Raw genomic sequence first — 19,543 nt, forward strand, 5'->3', positions numbered from 1 at the left:
AGTTGCGCTTTCAGGAGTGCGCCCATCCTCCGATTGCAATGCCGGTGCTCCCACCTCCGCGCGCTGGCAGCGCCTCCGAGCGCTACCGGAATGCTGTGGCCCAGCTCCAGCATCTGAGCCTTGAACATAGGCTTATGGCATATCGGGCAGGGTTTGCCCTCCGGATTGGGAAGTCGGTTTGCCCATTCCCTGTGTTTGCGGCCGTAGCCGGGGTACTTCTTCATCGGATCTGAATCCTTTTGCGCACCCGTCCTATTCGGGACACCTGACATGGAAGAAGCGGCCCCGATGGGGTAAGGCCACCGAGACCGCTTCGAGCGCAGGAGTGAAAGTCCCCTGCTTGCGCACCTTGTGGGTCTGGAAACCCGGCAGGAGCGCCGCTTTTCTCAGAAGGTCGGCGTCACCAGTCCGGTGCCTGTCAGCAAGCCCAACGACGTTGCCTGCCTGTCCGGGATGGCAGCGCTGAAGTTCAGCACCCTCAGCAGGACTCCCGCGCTGTCCGCGTACGTGGCATCGAAAGCCTCCACGCGCAACGGGGATTCCCAGAACAGCGAGTCGCCTCCGACTCCCGCCAGCACCGAGTCCTCGTTGGTGCCCGCGCCACGGTTGGTCGGCACGTTCGCGTCGAGGAACACCGGGATGCCGTAGATCGAGCCGGCGCTACCCTCCGCTACCGGAACACTCGACACCGCAGCCGAATTGACGGTTCCGTTGGCGACGGGCGGGGTCAGCGGCCGGTTGGTGGTGTCCTGCCCGGCCATCAGCCAGAACCAGCGCCTCGGGTGCATCACGATCCACGACGGGGCCAGGAACCGCTGAGTCGCGACCTTGTTCAGCAGCTCGGCCACCTTCTTGAGGAAAGTCACCTGCGTCGGCGCGGCGTCCGTCCAGATCACCTCGGACGGTCCGGTGTCCGCCGTGAAGATCCAGCCCTTGAGCTGTCCACCAGCGCCCGTGCCGGTGAGTAGCTGGGTGTCGATCTGCTTCGCGTGCTCGCGGCTGAGGTCGTCGAACACCACCTGGTCCACCGGGATTCCGCCCTGGTTGAGCAGCTGGAGGCTCACGACCTGCTTACCGCCGATGGTGACGATGCCCGAGGTGAGTTGCGCGGAGACCAGATCCGTCTCGCTCAGCGCGGTGTTCTGCGCCGCCTGCACCGCCACGGATGTTCCGCTGGACACCCGAGGGATGTTGATGCTCGACACCCCGGCCGGGAGGACGTTCGGCCCGAGGACCTCCGCGAACACCCTCGACGCCTTGGCGTGCCTCGCATACAGCTCCACCAGGTGTCCCGGAGGTGCGAATTCGCCGCCGTCGGTTGCTGTGGTGGTCAGCGCCCGCATCTCGCGGTTGTTGCGCTGGAGCCGGTCCGCCGCCCCCCAGTCGCCGCGCCTGGCGTTGTAGAGGTCGCGGAGGAACGAGACCTCGGTTCCGTTGTCCGGCCGGTAGACCGAGGAGTCGCGGACCGTGAAGCCGCCCACCCTGCGCTCGTTGGCGAATGTGCCAGGCGCTGGTGTCCGTACCTTGCCCGCCTCGATCTCCCTGCGCTCGTCACGCTCCAGCTCTGCCAGGCGCTGTGACACCTCTCCGCGCTCCCTGATCAGGGCGTCGTATTCCTGCTTGTCGTCGACGGTGAAAGTCCTTGCCTGCTTCTTGCTGTCGTAGTGCCGGATCTCTGTGTCCAGCTCGTTGACCCGGGTCTGCACCTGATCCCGTAGACGTATCATTTCCAATCCGTTCGCTCCACCGCGAGTTTCCATGCGCGGCATGTATGTTTCCCGATTCTGTTCGGTGATTTCGGCGTCGATGCCGCGCGCTGCGGCAGCCTCTACTCGCGCTCGTTGAGCAGGCGTGGCTTCTTTCCACAGCCGCAGCCCCTCAAGCGCAAGCTCTCGATCATCCGGTGTCAGTTCCTCGCGCCGACGCATCTTCTCGGCCAGCGCCTTGAAGGCTTGAGCCTTAAATTCATCCATCACGGAATTTCCTTGCATAGCAAAGGATTTCAGGCAAGGCCGATTGGCGCGCCCTCTGGACGGTCCCGGGAGTGTTCGGCGGTGCGAGTTGTCAGCCCTTGCGGGGGATCTCGCGGTGCGGAGAAATCGGTGGAGCGTCTTAGGTGGATTCTACCGCCTGTCAGCCGGGTTCGTCGTTCAGACTCTCACCGGCCATGAGCCACAATCCCTCGGAGTGCGCGCACTCGTACGCCAGACGCTCGATCAGCTCCTCCACCAGGTCGGCCGAGTCGAATTCGACGTACTCCTCGCCGTTCTCGTCCACGTCGATCCAGCAGCTGCCGCAGCCGTAGTAGGCCACGTCGATCCTGATGCGGCGGAAGACGACGCCGACGAACGGCCTGCCGGTCTCACGGATCAGCGGATACAGCTTCCGGTGGTCGAGGTGGGGCTGGACCAGAACGTCCGCCAGCGCGGCGACCAGGGCCTGTTTCGAGGGTTCCGCGCCGAACTCCCGGAGCAGGTCGGCGTAATCGGTGAGGAGCTGGTGGACCCCGGCGAGGAGTTTGGTCTCGCGCTCGCCCTCGCACTTCCCGACCATCCACACCGCCAGCGCGTTGCTCACGACAGCTCCCCTTGGTGGTTTTGCCCGCCAGGCGTTTTCGTGCGCCCTCGCAGCTGCTGGGGCGTCGGAACGGCCATCAGGACGCGGACGGACTCTTCGACCGCGATCCGGCGGGGGTGGTCCTGGGGGAGGTCGCCGAACCGGAGCGGTTGTCCAGCCTTCGTGTCACCTTTTGCGACGTTCAGTTCTGTAGATGAATCCTGTTGTGAGTTCGTGTTGTTCACTTCTGTGGTCCAATCTTGTTGCGAGTTCGTGTTGTTCACGTTCGTATGTGAAGGTCGTTAGACCGATCCGATACGTGTCTTCCTGTCACTGTTCGTATCTCGCTTTCGTGTGGTGAAACATGTTGCCTACCAGTGGATTAGGGTTACCTAACTTCCGAGGGGGGAGGCAAAGGTGGCGAGCTAGAAGTAGCTTTTCCCATGCGGGGGGAGATGGAGAAAGTTGCCTTTGGCGTGCCACCCTTGCCACCTGTGCAGGTCAGAGGGTGTTTTCGTCCTCCGGCTCGTACCTGGGCAGCAGTCCGATTCCGGCCCAGAAACGTGCCCCGGCATGACCCTTCGCCTGATCGAAACCGCGCTGTTTCAGAGTGTCCCCGAGCTGCATCTTGGTCCCCGGCTCGACGCCTTCCGCGGCACACCAGCGGGACCACTCCTCGAACAGTTCGGACACCTTCACCCGGAGCGCTGGCGAGCTTGTGGTGCACCGGTCTTCGAGGAACCGGCCGAGCGCATCGGACCTCCGGCTGTAGTCGCCGGTCGCCGCGACAACCTTGCTGGGCGGCTTCATACCACCGCTCCGATAGGCGATCCAGCCTGCCACCGCCCAGGCCAGGATGGCGTCCGCTTCGAGTTGCAACCTCTCGCCCAGCTCAGGGTCACGCTCGTCCTCGGGCACCACCACCTCGAACGGCACCACCACCAGCCTCGCCCAGAGCGCTGGGTCATCCCCCCGCACGCTCGGCAGGAAGTTGGTCACCACGACCGACGTGTGCGATGGCTCGAACTCGATGAAGTCCCGGTACAGCCTGCGCGCCTTGATGCGGTCACCGCCGGTCAGCCGCTTCACTGTCGCCTCGGCCAGCTTCCGCCCCCGGTCGTTCTCTGACACGATCACCAGCCGCCTACCGAGCAGGTCCACCTCCCCGGTCGGGTGCGCCCCCTCGCGGTGCATGAACAGGTCCGGCTCGCCCATTGCGGCGTAGTCGCCCAACGCGTGCAGCAGCGCCGAGTAGAACACCGTCTTCCCGTTGCGGCCCACGCCGATCAAGATGGCCAGCAGATGCTCCAGGCAGGCACCGGCCAGCGCGAGACCGGCGTACCGCTGTAGGAACTCGCGGACCTCGGAGTCGGGCAGCACCTTCTCCAGGAACTCAGTCCACAACTGTGCGTTGGCTCCCGGTCGGTATGCCGCCCTGCACACTTTGGTGATCAGGTCTGCCGGATTGTGTTCGTGCAGTTTGATGGCCCGCAGATCGAGGGTGCCGTTCGCGCAGTTGACCAGGTATGGGTCCGGGTCGAGGTCGTCGACCGTCTTGGCGAAACATTCGGCGCTGGCGGCGATTGCGAGTACGCCGCACATACCCGCCGACGTCTCGCACTTCGTCACGTCTTTGCGGAGATCCTGGTCGTAGATCGAGTCGGCCAAAGCCTTTCGCAGAGTTCGCTTCACCGCCCGGAGAGCGTGTCCGTGATGGTCTTCGGTCCACCGCTTCCCGTCCCAGTGCATCCACCCGATGCCGTGCACGTGGATCAGCTTCCCGGTGTGTTCGACCTCGAACCGCTCCGCGATGTGAAGCTGACCGTGCGTTCTGACCTCAGCCGTCGCCACCTGCGATCCTGCTCCCACATCCGGCCGTGGTGGCGGGTCTTCTCGGATCGTGCCCAGCTGCATGAGGCTTGCGGGCAGGCTGTCCGCGTTACCCCGGCCTCTCTGCGACCGCCATTTGGCCGCAACGTCCTCCGCGGTCCAATCGGAGTCGGTAGGCGCGTTCCGGCGTAGCAGCTCCTCGCATTCCCTGAATCCCAGCGCGTTCCACGCGGCCCGCGCGAGTGCTCCGAGCCGGTAGCAGGCGTCGGCGGTGACCTTCTCCCATCCGCGGCCGCGCCCGTCCTGGTAGCCGACCGGCCAGGCGCTCATTGCCCGCAGGTCGGACGCGATGCCCTCCAGCGCTCTGGAGATCCAGCGATCCACCGACCGCTGCTGCTCGGCAGGCATGAGGGCGTACTCCGGTCCGGGATCACCCGCGGCAACTGCCCTGTCCCGTTCGACACCACGGCTCACCAGCTCGGCGAGTTCGTCTCCGCTGTCGTCGGTGGCGTGATCCTCGATCCAGCGGTCCAGGTCGAGGTGATCCCAGGTGTACGGAACGTTGAAGCCCCGCGTCTCGTCGTAGGCCTTGGAGATCCGCTCGGTCGGCGGGAGGAACACAAGCCCGCGACCCTCGCCGTCCGCGTCACCGGCCTGCACGTCGATACCGTCGCCCGCCTTACCTTTCCGGACGCCCAGCGACGCGATGAACTCGTGCGTTCCGCCGCTCGGGGTGCGCGTCATCCCGTACACCGTCGGCATGATTCCGGCGTTGCCGAGTGCCGCGCGGGTGGCGTCGCCGCCGTTACGCGGGTCCGTGTCGATCACGTCGATGCCGCACCCGGTCACCATCACCAGCGCGTCGCCGGGCCGGTAGCAGTCGAGCGCGCCAGGGTCGGCGACGGCCTTGTCCCAACCCGACGGAAGCCGGTAACCGGTGCTGCGGCTGTCATCCGGCTTGGCGACGAATACCGGTATGCCGCAGTCGATCAAGGAGCGCGCGTAGTCGAGGCTCATCACTCCCCACCCCCCAGCAGGGCCACGATCCGCGCCCTCTGCTCGTCGGTCAGGGGCGGTGCCTGAGACAGGACGTAGGCGACGTGATCTTCGAGCTGAGCCGCCCGCACGTCGCGGAGGAGGTCGGGGACGCGCTCGGGTTCGGGGCGCAGGTTGCCGCAGGCCGCTCCGAGCCTGCCGATAGCGCTGCGGGTGAGGGATGTGCGGGGGTAGATGTAGCGGGACACCAGGGGACTCCGATGGACGTGCTGTCCGGGGGTCCGTCCGGCGTGCCTCGCGATGTCCGCGCCGGGGGTTCCGATGGTTCCCTACATGTGACCGTCTAGCTTGGAGGGATCGGCCGCTCGCGATGGTCCACGTCCAACCCTGTGACTCACGGTACCCCGCCGACCCGACACCCAGACCACCGACAAGGCTCTAGATAGTGCATATCTTCGGCTCAAGACCCTCGGCCTCTGGCAGGTGACCGCCCTCCCCGGCCACACCCTGCTCTGGACCTCCCACACCGGCACCACCGCCCTCACCCTCCCCGCCGGCGCCCACGGCAGCCACACCCTCACCACCCCCAGCCCACACATCACCGGCCGCCGCGGCCACACCCCATCGCCAAGGCCCAACCCTCCCCCGGACCCGCCGCCGTTTTGAACGCACTACGAAGCCACGTCTCGCAGCGGCAGCGCCTTCGCCTCCTTCGGACGGTCGACGAACGCACAGCACCCCACGTCCGACGCCGTCAGAAGTTCCAGACGTACACCTTGCTCCAGCCTCCGCGCGAGGAGCCCACGAATGCCTCCGGCGGCGTGAGCGCGTGCCGCTTCCCTGCCGGATCGAGCTGGTACACGCTGGTGAATCCGTGCCACGACTGGCAGTAGATGCGGTCCGTTCCGTAGGGACTGAACACGACCGCGTGATTGCCCGGCACCCAGGCGTCCTGGGCGATCGGCACCCTGAACTGGTCACTGCACAGCTGATACTCTCCGGCTCCACCCTGGGCTCCTGCCGCGGGAGCTAGCACCGTGCCGATGCCGATCGCCAGCGCACCGGCCGTGATGAGCAGTCTGCGGTTCATCAGTTGCCTCCCCCGCGAAAAGTGATGGACAGTCTGTTTGTCACTCGCGGGCGGAGCAGCATTACGGTCACCGCGAACCCCTGCCAAGCCGATTCGATCACGGGCCGGAGTGGAGACTTGGACCGGAGCACCGGGTCGAATACCCTGCATCCTCGATGACCGCGCCCGCACGAGCCCTGACCGCACTGGCCGCTGTCGCCTCGATCGCCCTGGTCGGCGCGCCCGCGGTGGCTCAGCCCTCCCCCGCGCCCCCGGACTCGAGCACGACAACGACCACGCCGTTCACCACCCCGAACACCGACAACTGCCCGCAGCGCCACTCGCCGCCGAGGGCCATCGACCTTTCCGAGGTGCCCGCACCCGGACAGAAGGCACCCGCGCCGCTACCAGTCCCTGCCGAGCCGGTCGGCGGCCCGCGCCTCGGCGAGTGCGGCGCGGTCGCCCCCGACGGTGCACCCCGGCTACCCGCCGACATCTCCGCGACCGGATGGGTGCTTGCCGACCTCGACTCGGGCGCCGTGATCGCGGCCAAGGACCCGCACGGCCGCTACCGCCCCGCGAGCACGATCAAACTGCTCCTCGCCATCCTCGCCCTGCGCGAGCTCGACCTGGACACCACGATCACCGCCACCGCCGACGACGCGAACGCCGAGGGCAGCGCGGTCGGGCTCGGCAAGGACGGGCGCTACACCAACCGCCAGCTCATGCAGGGCCTCGTGATGGCGTCGGGCAACGATGCCGCGCACGCACTCGCCGCTCAGCTCGGCGGGGACGAGCGCACCGTCGAGAAGATGAACGAGCTGGCCCGGTCTCTCGGCGCTCTCGACACCCGCACCGCCACCCCGTCGGGCCTGGACGGACCCGGAATGTCCAGCTCCGCCTACGATCTCGCGGTGATCTTCCGTGAAGCCATGCGGGACAAGACCTTCGCCGAATTCATCAAGACCGAGTCGGTGCCGTTTCCGGGATTCCCCAAGGACCCCACCGACCCGGAGGACAAGGACCACCCCGGTTTCACGCTCGCCAACGACAACAAGCTGCTCTACAACTACGACGGTGCACTCGGAGGTAAGACCGGCTTCACCGACGACGCCCGCCAGACCTTCGTCGGTGCCGCCGAACGCAACGGCCGGTCCCTCGTGGTGACCCTGTTGGCCGGCGAGGTCAAGCCGATTCGGCCGTGGGAACAGGCCGCCCGACTCCTCGACTACGGCTTCGCGCTGCCCGCCTCGGAAACGGTCGGCACACTGGTCGATTCGGACGAGGCGCAGACGGCCGCACCGGTGACCCTCGCCGTACCGCCCGAGGAGGAGATCGCCGGTCCGATCACCGCCGCCGGACCGAAAGACGCCACTCCGGGGTTCTCGAGAACCGCTGTCGCGGTGATCGGTTCGGCAATCGTCGGCATGCTGCTCGTGGCGGCCGGCCGACTCCGACGTCGCCGCTGAGTGGGCACCCCCGCACCGGGAGGTCAGTCGCGGCGCCGCCGCCGACGTATCAACCCACCGAGCCCGACGGCAGCCGCGGCGCCCACCCCAACGAGGGCGAGCGCCTCGGACATCGTCGGCCCCTTCGCCGGCGCCTCCCTCACCTCGATGATCGCCGGATCCGGCGGCGGCACAAACGCCTTCACCTCGTTCTCGTGTGCCGTCGCCGCCCATGCCGTCGAGAAGAGCACCAACCGCGCGGTGAAATAGATGAACACGAGGAGGCCGATGATCGGGCCGAATGTCGAGCCCGCCGGGCCGGTGGTGACCGCCCTCAGGTAGATCACACCCAAGCGCTTGAAGATCTCGAATCCCACCGCCGCGAACAACGCCGCCTTCGCCGCGCTGCGCACGGTGATGGGCTCGCGGGGCAGCCGGGCGATCACCCAGACGAACAGTGCCCATGTCGCCACGACGGCGAGCAGGCTCGACAGCAGCCGCACCAGGGTCCCGACCCACCCGATGTCATCGATGCCGAGCCATTCCAGGACCCTGCCCGTGGTGCTGCCCTCACCGATCACGGACAGTCCCACCGAAAGGATCAGGGCGAGTAGCAGACCCACCAGCTTCGCGAGATCGGTGAGCTTCGTCCGCAGGAACCCCGATTTGGGATGGCGCTGGTCCCACATCGCGCTGAGCGCCTCGCGCAGGTTCGCCATCCACCCCAGGCCCGAGTACGCCGCGACGGCCAGTCCGATGACACCCACCGTGGTTCGCGCGGCGATCGCGGCATCGATCAGCTCGTTGATCTGGTCGCCCAGATTGCCCGGCATCGCCTTTGTCACCGCATCGTGGATGGAGGTCAACAACTCGGGATGCCCGACCAGGATGAAGCCGGTGGCCGCGAAGGCGACCATCATCAGCGGGAACAGCGCGAACACGCTGAAGTAGGTGATCCCGGCGGCGAAGTAGTCGCCCTTCTGCGCCTGGTACCGCTCGCCCGCACGGATCAGGTGATCAAGCCACGGTCGTGCCGCACGTAGACGCTCGAGGAGAGCACCCGGGCCGTGCCCGGAATTGCCGCTGACGTCCGGCACCGCGGATCACCCCTTGTATGGCAGGAACCCCACCTTGTCATAGACCGTCGCCAGAGTCCGCTCGGACACCTCGCGGGCCCGTTCCGCGCCCGCCTCCAGAATGCGGTCCAGCTCGGCCGGATCGGCCATGTAGCCGTCGACCTTCGCGCGCAGCGGGGTCACGAACTCCACGAGCACCTCGGCCGTATCGGACTTCAGGTCGCCATAGCCCTTACCCTCGTAGCCCTTTTCCAGGTCCTCGACGCTCGTGCCGGACAGCGCGGACTGGATGGTCAACAGGTTGCTCACGCCCGGCTTGTTCTCCCGGTCGAAGCGGATCTCGCGTTCGTTGTCGGTCACCGCGGACTTGATCTTCTTCGCCGACACCTTCGGGTCGTCGAGCAGGTTGATCAGCCCCGCAGGCGAGGCCGCCGACTTGCTCATCTTTGACGTGGGGTCCTGCAGGTCATAGATCTTGGAGGTGCCCTTGATCATCTGCGCCTCGGGGATCACGAACGCCTTGCCGAACCGGGTGTTGAACCGCTGCGCCAGGTCGCGCGCCATCTCCAGGTGCTGGCGCTGGTCCTCGCCCACCGGTACCCGCTGCGGGCGGTACAGCAGGATGTCGGCGGCCATCAGCACCGGATACGTGAAAAGGCCCACCGTCGCGGACTCGGTGCCCTGCTTGGCGGACTTGTCCTTGAACTGCGTCATCCGGCTGGCCTCGCCGAAACCGGTGATGCAGTTCAGCACCCACGCGAGCTGAGCGTGCTCGGGCACCTGGCTCTGGACGAACAGCGTCGAGCGCTTCGGGTCGATACCGACCGCGAGCAGCTGGGCGGCGGCGATCTTCGTGCGGCGGCGCAGCTCCTTGGGATCCTGCGGCACCGTGATCGCGTGCAGGTCGGGGATGAAGTAGAAGGCGTCGAACTCGTCCTGCAGGGGCACCCACTGCTGCAGGGCGCCGAGGAAGTTGCCGAGGTGGAACGAGTCGGCGGTCGGCTGGATGCCCGAGAGCACGCGGTGCCGGGCGGTGGAGCCGGATGCGGCGGTATCCGATGACGGAGCGGACGGCGACGATGCAGGACTCGACATGGCCCCGATCCTTTCATGCCGCAGCAGCCGCCTCGAATTCGATCAGGGCTCCACCCACGCCAGCGCCCCGCCTGCCGACGTCCAGCGGCGGGCCAGCGCGCTCGCCGAGCCACGATCGGCCTGCAGGATCAGCCGCAGGAGCCCCCCGGGGCGATCCCGCGCGCTGTCCTCGACGGCGTCGACGAACCAGCCCAGTTCCCCCGGCTCGTCGGCGAGCAGGTCGCCGGCGTCCCGGACCATCACGATCAGTCCCGGCGACTCGCCCAGCCAGTCGTCGACGTCGCGGAGGCACTCGTCGAACGCGTCCTTGTTGGCACCGAAGTAGTACGGGAACTGCAGGGCCGCGGCGAACTCGTCGAACAGGGCTTCCGTGGTCCGCATCTTGTTCCCGCGAACCACCCGCACCGTGTAGCCACGCTCGGAGAGCGAGTAGGCGAGGGTGTCGCCGACCGGCGCGGACCCGGTCAGCAGGCCGGCCGCCATCCCGGATCGATCGGTGATGAATCCGTCCACCGTTGTCATCAGCGCATCCTCACAAAGCTCGAGTAGTGGTCACCGGTGTACCAGGCCGAACCGTCACTTCCGGTGACGATGCGCTCCGCGTCCCTCGGTTTTCCGCGCTGCTTCGGGTTCACGTCCCACTCGCGGTAGCTGACGGCGCGGCCCGCCGCATCCTCGGTCGGCAGTGCGCGTTCCCTGTTGCCGAAGCGCTCGCCGCCCTTGGTGCCGGGCGCATCGGCCGAGTCCGGCCAGGTGCCCGCGTCGATCTTCTGGAGGGTGGCGACGGCGGCCGCGGGCACACCTGCGGACGCGGACGAGCGGGGTTCGTCGCCGCCGGTGGTGAGCAGCAGCGCCGCCACGATCGCGACCAGCACCAGCACCGCCGCCGCGATCACACCGCGAGACCTAGTGGACATTGACCCGCTCCCTCAGTCGGACCATCGATGCGGGCGCCCACCAGTTGGCCTCGCCCATCAGCTTCACCAGCGCGGGCACCAGCAACATCCGGACCACGGTCGCGTCGATGATCAGCGCGACGATCATCCCGACCCCGATGAAACGCATCACGGACAGGTCGGAGAGGGTGAAGGCGCCGGTCACCAGGATCAACAGGGTCGCGGCCGCGGTCACCACCCGCCCCGTCTTGGCCGCGCCGATGCGCACCGCCTCCTCCGTGCTCGCCCCCTCGCGCCGCGCCTCGACCATCCGCGAGATCAGGAACACCTCGTAGTCGGTGGACAGGCCGAAGACCATCGCGATGATCAGGACGACCATCCCCGAGATCAGTGGCCCCGGTGTGACGTTCAGCAGCCCCGTCAGGTGCCCGTCGTAGAAGATCCAGGTGAGGATGCCGAAGGTCGCGCCCAGGCTCAGCGCGGCCATCACCACCGCCTTGATCGGCAGCGCGATCGACCCGAACGCGAAGAACATCAGCACCAGCGTCGCGATCACCATCACCGCGATCATCACCGGAAGATAGCGCAGAACCGAGTCCACGCTGTCGACCGACAGCGCGGTGATCCCGCCGAGCAGCACCTCGGTACCCGCGGGCGCCTCGATCTCGTCGAGCCGGTGGACGGTGTCGACCGCGGCGACCGACCGGTCCGGGTCCTCCAGCACCGCGCGGATCGCGACCATGTCGTCGGCGGTTCCGAGGGTGATCGCCTGCTGGACGCCCTCGGTCGCGCCGACCGCACTGCTCACCTCGGCGACCGCGGCGTCATCGGGTTGCGCACCGTCCTCGCCGCGCACCACGACGGTGGCGCCACTGCTCGCGATCGGGAACTGCGCGGTGAGCTGCTCCACCGTCGTCCGCGTCTCGTTGCCCGGCGGCAGTGCGGTGTGGTCCACGTCGCCGAAACGGGTGCCCAACAGCGGCAGGGTCAGCAGCAGCAACCCGGCCACGATGGTGGTGGCGATGATGACCGGCCGACGCATCACGGCGGTGGCGAGCGCGCCCCAGAAACGTTGCGCGCGAGCCTCACCCCGCTCGAATGCACCCCGACGCCAGGTCAGCGCGTCGATCCGCGGGCCGAGGATCGCGAGCAGCGCCGGCAACGCCGTCAGGGAGAGCGCCGCCGCCAGCGCGACCGCGGCCATCGCGCCGAACCCGAGCGACTTGAGCATCTGCTGCGGGAACACCAGGGTTCCCGCGAATGCGCACAGCAGCAGCACCGCGGAGAACGCGACCGTGCGGCCCGCGGAGACCATCGTCTTCGTGACCGCCTCGTCGGTGCCCGCCCCGGCAGCCAACTCCTCGCGGTAGCGGCTGACGATGAAGAGTCCGTAGTCGATCGCCATGCCGAGCCCGAGCAACGAGGCGATGTTCACGGAGAAGACGCTGACCTCGAGGAACATCGACAGCAGGCGCAGCGCGGCGAGCGCGCCGAACATCGAGAGCGCGCCGATCGCGACCGGGATCGCCGCGCCCACCAGCCCGCCGAAGACCAACACCAGTACCAGCAGGGTGACCGGCAACGAGACCATCTCCGCGACCACCAGGTCGCGCTTGGACTCCTTGTTGACCTCGTCCGCGATCGCGCTGAACCCGGACAGTTCGGTCGACACGCCCGGCACGGTCAGCTGCGGTTCGAGTTCCGTGAACGACGCGATCCGCTCGCTCTCGCTCCCCGCCACGAAAACCACTGCCAGCGCGGTGGATCCGTCCGGGCTGCGTAGTAGCGATTTCACCGGTCCCGTTGCGCTCCAGTAGTCCTCGATCGGCTGCGCGAGCCGATCGGGATCGACCTCTGCCAGCTGCGCGGCGACCGCCGGGCCGATGTCGTCGACGGTCTCGCCGTCGGGCGCGCGATAGATCGCGATGATGTCCGGGCTGCGGATGTCGAAATGATCGGCCAGCAGCTCGTCGACGAGCGCCGCCTCGCTGGACGGGTCGATGTCACCACCCTGGCTGAGCCGGTCCAGCACACCGGATCCCCACAGCCCCCCGAGGAGCATCGCGCCGACCACGACCGTCAGCACGGCCCAACGGCGCCCCAACACGAACGATGTCCACCGCGTCACGGTGGAAGACTAGCGGTATCCGACTAGCGGTACTGGACGGTGACCGGCGCGTGGTCCGACCACCGCAGGTCGTAGGACGCGGCCCGCTCGACGACGGCCTGCTTGGCCCGCTCGGCGAGCGCTGGCGTCGAGACCTGGTAGTCGATCCGCCAGCCCGAGTCGTTGTCGAATGCCTTGCCGCGGTAGGACCACCACGTGTACGGCCCGTCCAGGTCCGGATGCAGCGTCCGCATCACGTCCACCCAGCCGAACTCGCCGAACACCGAACCCATCCACTCGCGTTCGTTCGGCAGGAAGCCGGAGTTCTTCTTGTTCCCCTTGTGGTTCTTCAGATCCAGCTCGGTGTGCGCGATGTTCCAGTCGCCGCACACCACGACGTGCCGGTCCGCCCGCTGCGCGGCCGCCGCCGTCGCGGCCAGATAGGACCCGAACGAACCGAGGAACCGTTCCTTCTCCGCCTGCCGGTCGGTCTCCACCTCGCCCGACGGGAGGTACAGGCTGGCCACCGTGAGGTCGTCGAAGTCCGCCTCGATGTACCGCCCGGCCTCCGCGAACTCCTCGTCGCCGTGTCCGATCCGCACCGCGTCCGCAGGCCTACGCGACAGGATCGCCACCCCGTTTCGCCCCTTCGCCGATGGCTGCGCCGAGGCGAGATGCCAGCCCGCCTCGAGGGCTGCGGCCAGGGTGGAGGCGAGCTGCTTGTCGTCGGCGCGGGTCTCCTGCAGGCAGATGACATCCGCCTCGGTGGCCTCGATCCACTCCAGCATGCCCTTCTTGGCTGCGGCGCGGATCCCGTTGACGTTGACGGTGGTGATGATGTGCGGCACGCCCACACGCTAGTGATCCGACGATGAAATAGCGAAGCGCTCAGTACGCTGCGTGCATGGATACAGCGGCGTCGCCGGTCAAGCGACGGAACCCCGCGCTCATCGTCGTGTCCGTGATCGGGATCTCCCTGGCGACCATCGCGGGTTTCGCTGCCTACTTTCTCTGGCCGAGAGGCGATCGCCTCGGCGAGATGGACCTCCGCGCGGCATCACCCACCCTCGCCGTCGATCTCGCGGCCGGCGACGAGCTGACCTTCCGCCTCGACGTGACGGTGGGCACGGCCGACGGCTACCCGAACAGCTCACGCAGCCGGAGCAACGCCGTACACGACGAACTCGAGGCCTCGACGCTCACCGTCACCCTCTCTCCGGGTGACGGCCCTGGCGACTCCACCACGTGCGGCGCCTTCGACGGCAAGGCCACCACGGGATCGAGCAGCTCCAGCGAAGTCGAGAGCTCCGGGCTTCCACTCCGCTGCACCCTCGTGGCCGAGAAGCGCGGTCGACACACGCTCGCGGCTCGCGTCGAATGGGTGCCCGAAGAGGTCCGCGAGGCCGTGCTCGAGGTGCGGCGGGTCCGAGCGGGGGATTGAACGGCCGCCCGGCTCGCCACACGATCGGTTCGCGGTCGGAGCGCTCAGCGCAGCGGCCGCGCCAGCTCCGCGATGCCGCCCTGCTCGTCGACCCAGGCCTTGAACCGGGCCAGGCCGGTGTCCCGCTCCACGATCGGGACGTACCCGAGATCTCGTCGGGCCGCGCCGGTGTCGAAGGTCGCGCTGCGCGTCATCAGCGCGATCACGTACCGCGACAGCGGCGGCGACCAGCGCGTCGCGATGTAGGGCACCTTCCAGATCACCTCGGCGACGTTCACCACCGCGGCCAGCACCCGAGGATTGGGCCTGCGGCTGGGCGGGGAGAACCCGAACATCCGCGCCACCACCCCGACGAACTCCCACACGTTGGTCGTCTCGGCGTCCGCGATGTAGTACGGCTTGCCCCCGACGTGGTCCGCGCTCGCGGCCCGCACGCACGCGTCGACGATGTTGTCGACGTGGCAGAGCGAGGCGTACACGTCCTTACCGCCGGAGATGTCCGGCAGGGAGCCCGCGGACGCCTTCGCGAGCAGCCGGACGATCGGCCCGGATCGGTCGCCGGCACCCCAGATCGCCCGCGGCCGAAGCGCACAGGTGATCAGGTCGGCGCCGTTCGCCTCCAGCACGCGCCGCTCGGCGGCGGCCTTGGTCTCGGAGTACAGGTTGAGGTACCGGCTCGGGTACGGGACCGACTCGTCGACGTCGATCTGATCGCCGCCGTCGTACTCCATCAACGCGCTCGGGCTGGAGATGAACACGAAGCGCGACACCCCATTTCGGCGGGACGCCTCCAACAGGTCGACGGTCGCCCGCACGTTCTCATTCCAGAACTGTTCGCGGACACCGCGTTCGTCCACCCGGGCGGCACTGTGGAACACCACGTCCACTCCCCGCGTCGCCTCGACCAGGGAGTCGCGGTCGGTGAGGTCGCCATGGACGACGGTCATCCTCGAGGTGTCGCCGAGATCGGTGAGGTTGCTGCTCCGGCGCACCAGCACTGAGACATCCATCTCGCCGTCCGCGACCAACCGGCGTGCGAGCGCGCCACCGAGGAATCCGCTCGCACCGGTCACCAGTGCCCTCACTGCGTCCGCCACCAGGTGGCGCCGAGCAGCATCGTCATCGCGGCGATCTTCACGTCCGAGTGTCCCCTGGCTCGGCCTTCCTTCAACGCGGCCGGGATCTGTGCGGCGTGCGCGCCGACGCTGAGTACGACGTCGATCCACCACACCGCCCGCGCGATGCGGTTGCCGGAGGGCCGGATGAGCCCGGCCACCAGGTAGATCCATCCCAGCACCGGGATGGCGCGCAGCACCGTGACCTTCGTACTCATCGTTCCGCCTTCACCAGTTGCGACGCCGCCCACACCGTCAGTTTCTCGCGCCCGATCTTCGCGTTGTGCCGGATGTCGACCGGGAAGCCGGGATGGAAGAGGAAGTCGTGGATCCGTTCGGTGGTGTGGCTCTGCGCACCGAGCTCGCGCAGTTCCTCCTCGATCCGGGCCCGTTCGCTCCCCCGGACACCCGGCATCAACTCGACGCAGAGCACCGGGCGGGTGTCACCCTCACCGCGGACGCCGACCAACGCGGTCCGGAACACCTCGGGGATCGTGTTGAAGATCTGCTCGCACTGGACCGTGAACAGAGCGCCCTCCGCGGTGCGGACGCGCTGACTCTTGCGCCCGCAGAACCAGATCCGGCCGCCCTCGTCGATCCAGCCCAGGTCACCCGTCCGGTGCCAGATCCGGTCACCGTCCCTGATCTTGCCGAGCACGTTCGCCGACTCCGGCCACGCGTAGCTGGTGCTCACGTTCGGTCCCGCCACCACGATCTCGCCGATCCCACCCGCAGCCGTCTCGTCGGACCTCGACGGGATCGGGTCGTCGGTGATGCCGACGACCCTCACCTCGAGGCCGAGCGCCGGCCGACCGATGCAGGTCCCGGCTCCGGCGTGGGCGCGGTCGACGAACTCACCGAGCAGCTCGCGTGACTCGATCGCGGACATCGGCAACGCCTCCGTCGATCCGTATCCGGCGGTCACCTCCGCCTCGGCCGGGAGGATCGCGCGCAGCGCCGCGATGGCATGGTCGGGCACCGGCGCGCCGCCGGAGAAGACGGACCGCACCGACGGCAGCCGCACGTCATGCGCCTGCGCGTACCGCACCAACGGGACCAGCACCGCCGGCGACGCGAACATCGTCCGGATGTCGAACCGGTGGATCGCATCCACCACGTGCCCGGGATCGGTCGAACCCACCTCCCCCGGCACGATCGGCGGCAGCACGCAACGCGAGCCGAGCATCAGGTCGAGGACCCCGAAGATCGGCAACGTGATCAGGGACGTCTCGGGCGGCACCCGCTTCCGGGCGTCATCGACCTGGTCCAGCATCGCGGCGAGGTTGCCGTGGGTGAGGTTGACCGCCTTCGCCGGGCCGGTGCTCCCCGTGGTGAACGCGATCATCATCACCTCGTCGGCGGGCGCCTCCTGGCTCGCGACCACCGGCCGGTCCGGCGTCCGGCCCCAGGCCCGAAGGGAATGGCCGCCCCACAGCTTTCGGCCGACCGTCACCTTCGCCCCCACCGTCGCGAACGACGAGCGGAACACCAACCGCAGCAAGTGCGCCTTCGGGATACCGATGAACGCCTGCGGTGACACGGATTTCAGGCAGGTGAGCATCGGACGCAGACCCATACCCGGATCGATCACGACGGGCACGGCAGCCACCTTGAGCAGCCCGATCATGATCGCGTAGAACTCGGGTCCGGGGGTGACCAACAGCAGGGTCCGCACGCCGCGCCGGATACCGATCGACTCGAACCGTTGCGCGAGCAGGTCCGACCAGTCGTCGAGCTCCCGATAGGTCAGGCGGCCGTACGCCGGGATACCCGCCTCACCCTGGCCGTCCGGGTAGATCACCGCCTCGAGATCGGGATGCGCGAGCGCCATCGCCCGGATCCGTTCGACGGAACCGCAGTGCGCCGGGGGCCGGGCGGGCACCGCCGTCGTGGTCGTCGCGCTACTCACGCCGTCGGCGCCAACCGGTACACGCTGGCGGCCGCGCTCGGCCCGGCGCCCGCGGCGACGAACAGCACACTGTCGTATCCGGCCAGGATCGCCTGGTCCACCTGGTGATAGGCCACCGTCAACGCGGCTGTGTGTGCGTCACCCTCGACCTCACCGCTGCCGAACACCGCCTCCGGCGCGATGCCCAGCCGCGCGGCCAGCGCGGCCGGGAACCCCGCGGTCGGCCGCGAGCTGATCAGAGCCGTCCGGGACAGGTCCAGCCCGCCCTCGTGCGCCCCGATCGCCTTACCCGCCGCGACACCCGCCACCTCGAGCAGACGCTCCTCGAATCCCTCCTCGCGCTCCACGGTCACGAGCGAGCGGCCGTGGATGCCCATCTCGGCGGTGTTGGCGAACCCCCTCGTCGCCGGGGTCCCCTCCAGCTCCGCGACCTGAACCGGCCCGAATCCCGATGGGGTGTCGGTCTTCTCGAGGAGCATCGCCGCCCCCGCCGTGACGAACGGGAAGTCCGCGGCGGGCCTTCGACGCTGCAGCGAGGGATGGGTGTCCCCCGAGACGACCAGGACGTACTGCGCACTGTCGGTCTCGAGCAACGCGGTCGCCACCTGCACCGCGTTGAGCACCCCGCAGGCCCCGTTCATCAGGTCGAACGAGAACGACCTGCTCGACCCCTCGGGATACTCCAGACCGATCCCCGCCTCCTTCTGGATCAGCGCCGCAATGGCCGGCTCGAACAGGTTCGAATCGCGGTAGACGCCGGTGTTGATGAGCACGCCCACCTGCTCGGGTTCGATTCCTGCCGTACGCATGGCGCCGCGTGCCGCGCGAGCCGAATGCTCGATCGCGCTCGTCGTCGCGGTGGCCACGCTCATCCCCGTGGACTTGATCGAGATACCCATGTTGCTCAGACCTCCAGGGACGTGATCGTGGCGGACACGTAGCCGGTGACGATTCCGGACGCCGCGGGAACCATCAGGATCTTCGACCCCTTCGGGACGGCCTTGTCCTTCAGATGGTCGTGCAACACGATGAAATGTGAGGTGCTGGAGGTGTTGCCGTACTTCTCCACCACGTTGAGCGCCGGCGGCATCGGGGTGCCGAACTCCTTCTCCCCGAGTGCGTTCATGTACACCACGGCGGAGGCGCCGAACTGGTGGTGGATGATGAAATCGAACTCCTCGTCGGCGAAGGTCCGGCCCCTCGCCTCCAGGAACTCGCGCTGAGCATTCGTCCACAGCAGGAACCGGGATTCGTTGTGCATCTTGCGGTTGTCGGTGTACAGCGCGATGCCCTGCGAGCGGTCGCTCGGCATGCCCATGCACAGATTTGAGTACTCCGACGCCGTCATCAGTTCGATGTAGTCGATCTTGTCGGCGTCGTCGACCGCTCGGTCCATGATCACGGCCGCGCCCGAATCACCCACGGACAGCGAGGCGAACTGCAGATCGTACTTGTCCGAGATCTCCCGCACCGCAGTCTCCGAGATCGGCGTGATGTGCTCGCCGCTCACGACCATCCCGCTGCGGACCGCACCCGACCGGATCATGCGGTCGAGCACGTAGACGCCACTGAGCATCCCCGCACAGGCATTGGACAGGTCGAAGTGGATGGCGCCCTTGACGCCGAGCTCCTTGGCGAGCATCGAGGCGAACGAGGGCTCCAGGTACATGACGTCCCTGTCCTTGCTCCGCGAGATCGACGTCGAGATGATCACGTCGAGATCACCCGCCTCATAGCTCGAGCGCGAGAGTGCGTCGCGGGCGGCGTTGCACGCCAGGACGAACGAATCCTCGTAGGTGTCGGCGCTCGCGTCGTAGACCCGGCGGTTCACGACCCCGGTGATGGCCTGGAGATCGAAGCTCGGCGGCGCGGCAAGCCTGGCGAGCAGGTCCTCTGTGCTGAGCACCGTGGACGGGAGGTACGCGCCTATCGATTCGAACCTCGACTTGGTCATCTGGATCCTCTTGGGGGTTGGTAGATCTGGCTGGTGGTTCGGCGTTCTCTT

Annotated in this window: 19 protein-coding genes; 3 read left to right on the plus strand and 16 right to left on the minus strand. The window is 67.8% G+C overall.

All coding sequences use genetic code 11. From position 1 onward, the window contains the following. Positions 1 to 386 precede the first annotated feature (386 nt). The 4 genes from ACFQS9_RS07105 to ACFQS9_RS07120 all read right to left on the minus strand — a co-directional run bounded on the left by ACFQS9_RS07105 (position 387) and on the right by ACFQS9_RS07120 (position 5,630). Positions 387 to 1,727, minus strand: a complete 1,341-nt coding sequence (locus ACFQS9_RS07105; RefSeq protein WP_378402896.1) for a phage major capsid protein — start codon at positions 1,725 to 1,727, stop codon at positions 387 to 389. 406 nt (positions 1,728 to 2,133) lie between these two features. Continuing rightward, positions 2,134 to 2,577: a hypothetical protein gene (locus ACFQS9_RS07110; RefSeq protein WP_378402898.1), complete on the minus strand. Its 444-nt coding sequence runs from the start codon at positions 2,575 to 2,577 to the stop codon at positions 2,134 to 2,136. 480 nt (positions 2,578 to 3,057) lie between these two features. Continuing rightward, positions 3,058 to 5,403 (minus strand): phage/plasmid primase, P4 family, encoded by a 2,346-nt coding sequence (locus tag ACFQS9_RS07115; protein WP_378402900.1) that lies wholly within the window; start codon positions 5,401 to 5,403, stop codon positions 3,058 to 3,060. After that, positions 5,403 to 5,630, minus strand: coding sequence for a hypothetical protein (locus ACFQS9_RS07120; RefSeq protein ID WP_378402902.1), 228 nt, complete (start codon positions 5,628 to 5,630; stop codon positions 5,403 to 5,405). Before ACFQS9_RS07120 ends, ACFQS9_RS07115 begins: the two co-directional genes overlap by 1 nt. Positions 5,631 to 5,865: 235 nt before the next feature. Here ACFQS9_RS07120 and ACFQS9_RS07125 point away from each other — a divergent pair, with 235 nt between their 5' ends. Then, positions 5,866 to 6,048, plus strand: a complete 183-nt coding sequence (locus ACFQS9_RS07125) for a hypothetical protein (RefSeq protein WP_378402904.1) — start codon at positions 5,866 to 5,868, stop codon at positions 6,046 to 6,048. 88 nt (positions 6,049 to 6,136) lie between these two features. On the opposite strand, the gene ACFQS9_RS07130 is transcribed toward ACFQS9_RS07125, so the two are convergent. Beyond that, positions 6,137 to 6,472, minus strand: a complete 336-nt coding sequence (locus tag ACFQS9_RS07130; RefSeq protein ID WP_378402906.1) for a hypothetical protein — start codon at positions 6,470 to 6,472, stop codon at positions 6,137 to 6,139. Between the two features lie 155 nt (positions 6,473 to 6,627). Here ACFQS9_RS07130 and ACFQS9_RS07135 point away from each other — a divergent pair, with 155 nt between their 5' ends. Next, entirely contained in the window at positions 6,628 to 7,920 is a 1,293-nt protein-coding gene (locus tag ACFQS9_RS07135; RefSeq protein ID WP_378402908.1) for a D-alanyl-D-alanine carboxypeptidase family protein, read from the plus strand. A gap of 23 nt (positions 7,921 to 7,943) precedes the next feature. On the opposite strand, the gene yhjD is transcribed toward ACFQS9_RS07135, so the two are convergent. Genes yhjD through ACFQS9_RS07165 form a run of 6 tightly spaced genes read right to left on the minus strand, consistent with a single transcriptional unit; the run spans position 7,944 to position 13,921 of the window. Further along, on the minus strand, positions 7,944 to 8,996 hold the full coding sequence (gene yhjD / locus ACFQS9_RS07140) for an inner membrane protein YhjD (RefSeq protein ID WP_378402910.1): 1,053 nt from the start codon (positions 8,994 to 8,996) through the stop codon (positions 7,944 to 7,946). A gap of 6 nt (positions 8,997 to 9,002) precedes the next feature. Continuing rightward, positions 9,003 to 10,070 (minus strand): tryptophan--tRNA ligase, encoded by a 1,068-nt coding sequence (gene trpS, locus ACFQS9_RS07145; RefSeq protein WP_378402912.1) that lies wholly within the window; start codon positions 10,068 to 10,070, stop codon positions 9,003 to 9,005. A gap of 42 nt (positions 10,071 to 10,112) precedes the next feature. Continuing rightward, the gene (locus ACFQS9_RS07150) at positions 10,113 to 10,592 is read right to left on the minus strand and encodes a barstar family protein (protein WP_378402914.1); all 480 of its coding nucleotides are present in this window, start codon (positions 10,590 to 10,592) and stop codon (positions 10,113 to 10,115) included. Further along, positions 10,592 to 10,987 carry a guanyl-specific ribonuclease gene (locus ACFQS9_RS07155; RefSeq protein WP_378402916.1) on the minus strand — a complete coding sequence of 132 codons (396 nt, stop codon included), beginning with the start codon at positions 10,985 to 10,987 and terminating at the stop codon, positions 10,592 to 10,594. The genes ACFQS9_RS07150 and ACFQS9_RS07155 overlap by 1 nt, the downstream gene beginning before the upstream one ends. Continuing rightward, positions 10,977 to 13,094 carry an MMPL family transporter gene (locus ACFQS9_RS07160; protein ID WP_378402918.1) on the minus strand — a complete coding sequence of 706 codons (2,118 nt, stop codon included), beginning with the start codon at positions 13,092 to 13,094 and terminating at the stop codon, positions 10,977 to 10,979. The genes ACFQS9_RS07155 and ACFQS9_RS07160 overlap by 11 nt, the downstream gene beginning before the upstream one ends. A 23-nt stretch (positions 13,095 to 13,117) precedes the next feature. Further along, positions 13,118 to 13,921, minus strand: coding sequence for an exodeoxyribonuclease III (locus ACFQS9_RS07165; protein WP_378402921.1), 804 nt, complete (start codon positions 13,919 to 13,921; stop codon positions 13,118 to 13,120). A gap of 56 nt (positions 13,922 to 13,977) precedes the next feature. Here ACFQS9_RS07165 and ACFQS9_RS07170 point away from each other — a divergent pair, with 56 nt between their 5' ends. Continuing rightward, positions 13,978 to 14,514: a hypothetical protein gene (locus tag ACFQS9_RS07170; protein ID WP_378402923.1), complete on the plus strand. Its 537-nt coding sequence runs from the start codon at positions 13,978 to 13,980 to the stop codon at positions 14,512 to 14,514. 44 nt (positions 14,515 to 14,558) lie between these two features. On the opposite strand, the gene ACFQS9_RS07175 is transcribed toward ACFQS9_RS07170, so the two are convergent. The 5 genes from ACFQS9_RS07175 to ACFQS9_RS07195 are packed head-to-tail and all read right to left on the minus strand — an operon-like array spanning position 14,559 to position 19,492. Then, positions 14,559 to 15,611 (minus strand): NAD-dependent epimerase/dehydratase family protein, encoded by a 1,053-nt coding sequence (locus ACFQS9_RS07175; RefSeq protein ID WP_378402925.1) that lies wholly within the window; start codon positions 15,609 to 15,611, stop codon positions 14,559 to 14,561. After that, the gene (locus ACFQS9_RS07180) at positions 15,596 to 15,847 is read right to left on the minus strand and encodes a hypothetical protein (protein ID WP_378402927.1); all 252 of its coding nucleotides are present in this window, start codon (positions 15,845 to 15,847) and stop codon (positions 15,596 to 15,598) included. The genes ACFQS9_RS07175 and ACFQS9_RS07180 overlap by 16 nt, the downstream gene beginning before the upstream one ends. Next, a complete protein-coding gene (locus ACFQS9_RS07185; protein WP_378402929.1) occupies positions 15,844 to 17,538 on the minus strand; it encodes a fatty acid CoA ligase family protein in 1,695 nt (564 codons plus the stop codon). The genes ACFQS9_RS07180 and ACFQS9_RS07185 overlap by 4 nt, the downstream gene beginning before the upstream one ends. Next, a complete protein-coding gene (locus tag ACFQS9_RS07190) occupies positions 17,535 to 18,437 on the minus strand; it encodes a hypothetical protein (protein ID WP_378402931.1) in 903 nt (300 codons plus the stop codon). The genes ACFQS9_RS07185 and ACFQS9_RS07190 overlap by 4 nt, the downstream gene beginning before the upstream one ends. Positions 18,438 to 18,442: 5 nt before the next feature. Next, on the minus strand, positions 18,443 to 19,492 hold the full coding sequence (locus ACFQS9_RS07195) for a 3-oxoacyl-ACP synthase III family protein (protein ID WP_378402933.1): 1,050 nt from the start codon (positions 19,490 to 19,492) through the stop codon (positions 18,443 to 18,445). Positions 19,493 to 19,543 lie beyond the last annotated feature (51 nt).

This window comes from Rhodococcus daqingensis (assembly GCF_042665615.1).
GTDB lineage: Bacteria > Actinomycetota > Actinomycetes > Mycobacteriales > Mycobacteriaceae > Rhodococcus_G > Rhodococcus_G daqingensis.

Coding starts and splice junctions, on each gene's coding strand:
- ACFQS9_RS07180 (WP_378402927.1), bottom strand. CDS start 15,847: ATGAGTACGAAGGTCACGGTGCTGCGCGCCATCCCGGTGCTGGGATGG.
- ACFQS9_RS07150 (WP_378402914.1), bottom strand. CDS start 10,592: ATGACAACGGTGGACGGATTCATCACCGATCGATCCGGGATGGCGGCC.
- trpS (WP_378402912.1), bottom strand. CDS start 10,070: ATGTCGAGTCCTGCATCGTCGCCGTCCGCTCCGTCATCGGATACCGCC.
- ACFQS9_RS07170 (WP_378402923.1), top strand. CDS start 13,978: ATGGATACAGCGGCGTCGCCGGTCAAGCGACGGAACCCCGCGCTCATC.
- ACFQS9_RS07190 (WP_378402931.1), bottom strand. CDS start 18,437: ATGGGTATCTCGATCAAGTCCACGGGGATGAGCGTGGCCACCGCGACG.
- ACFQS9_RS07135 (WP_378402908.1), top strand. CDS start 6,628: ATGACCGCGCCCGCACGAGCCCTGACCGCACTGGCCGCTGTCGCCTCG.
- ACFQS9_RS07155 (WP_378402916.1), bottom strand. CDS start 10,987: ATGTCCACTAGGTCTCGCGGTGTGATCGCGGCGGCGGTGCTGGTGCTG.
- ACFQS9_RS07105 (WP_378402896.1), bottom strand. CDS start 1,727: ATGATACGTCTACGGGATCAGGTGCAGACCCGGGTCAACGAGCTGGAC.
- ACFQS9_RS07195 (WP_378402933.1), bottom strand. CDS start 19,492: ATGACCAAGTCGAGGTTCGAATCGATAGGCGCGTACCTCCCGTCCACG.
- ACFQS9_RS07130 (WP_378402906.1), bottom strand. CDS start 6,472: ATGAACCGCAGACTGCTCATCACGGCCGGTGCGCTGGCGATCGGCATC.
- ACFQS9_RS07115 (WP_378402900.1), bottom strand. CDS start 5,403: ATGAGCCTCGACTACGCGCGCTCCTTGATCGACTGCGGCATACCGGTA.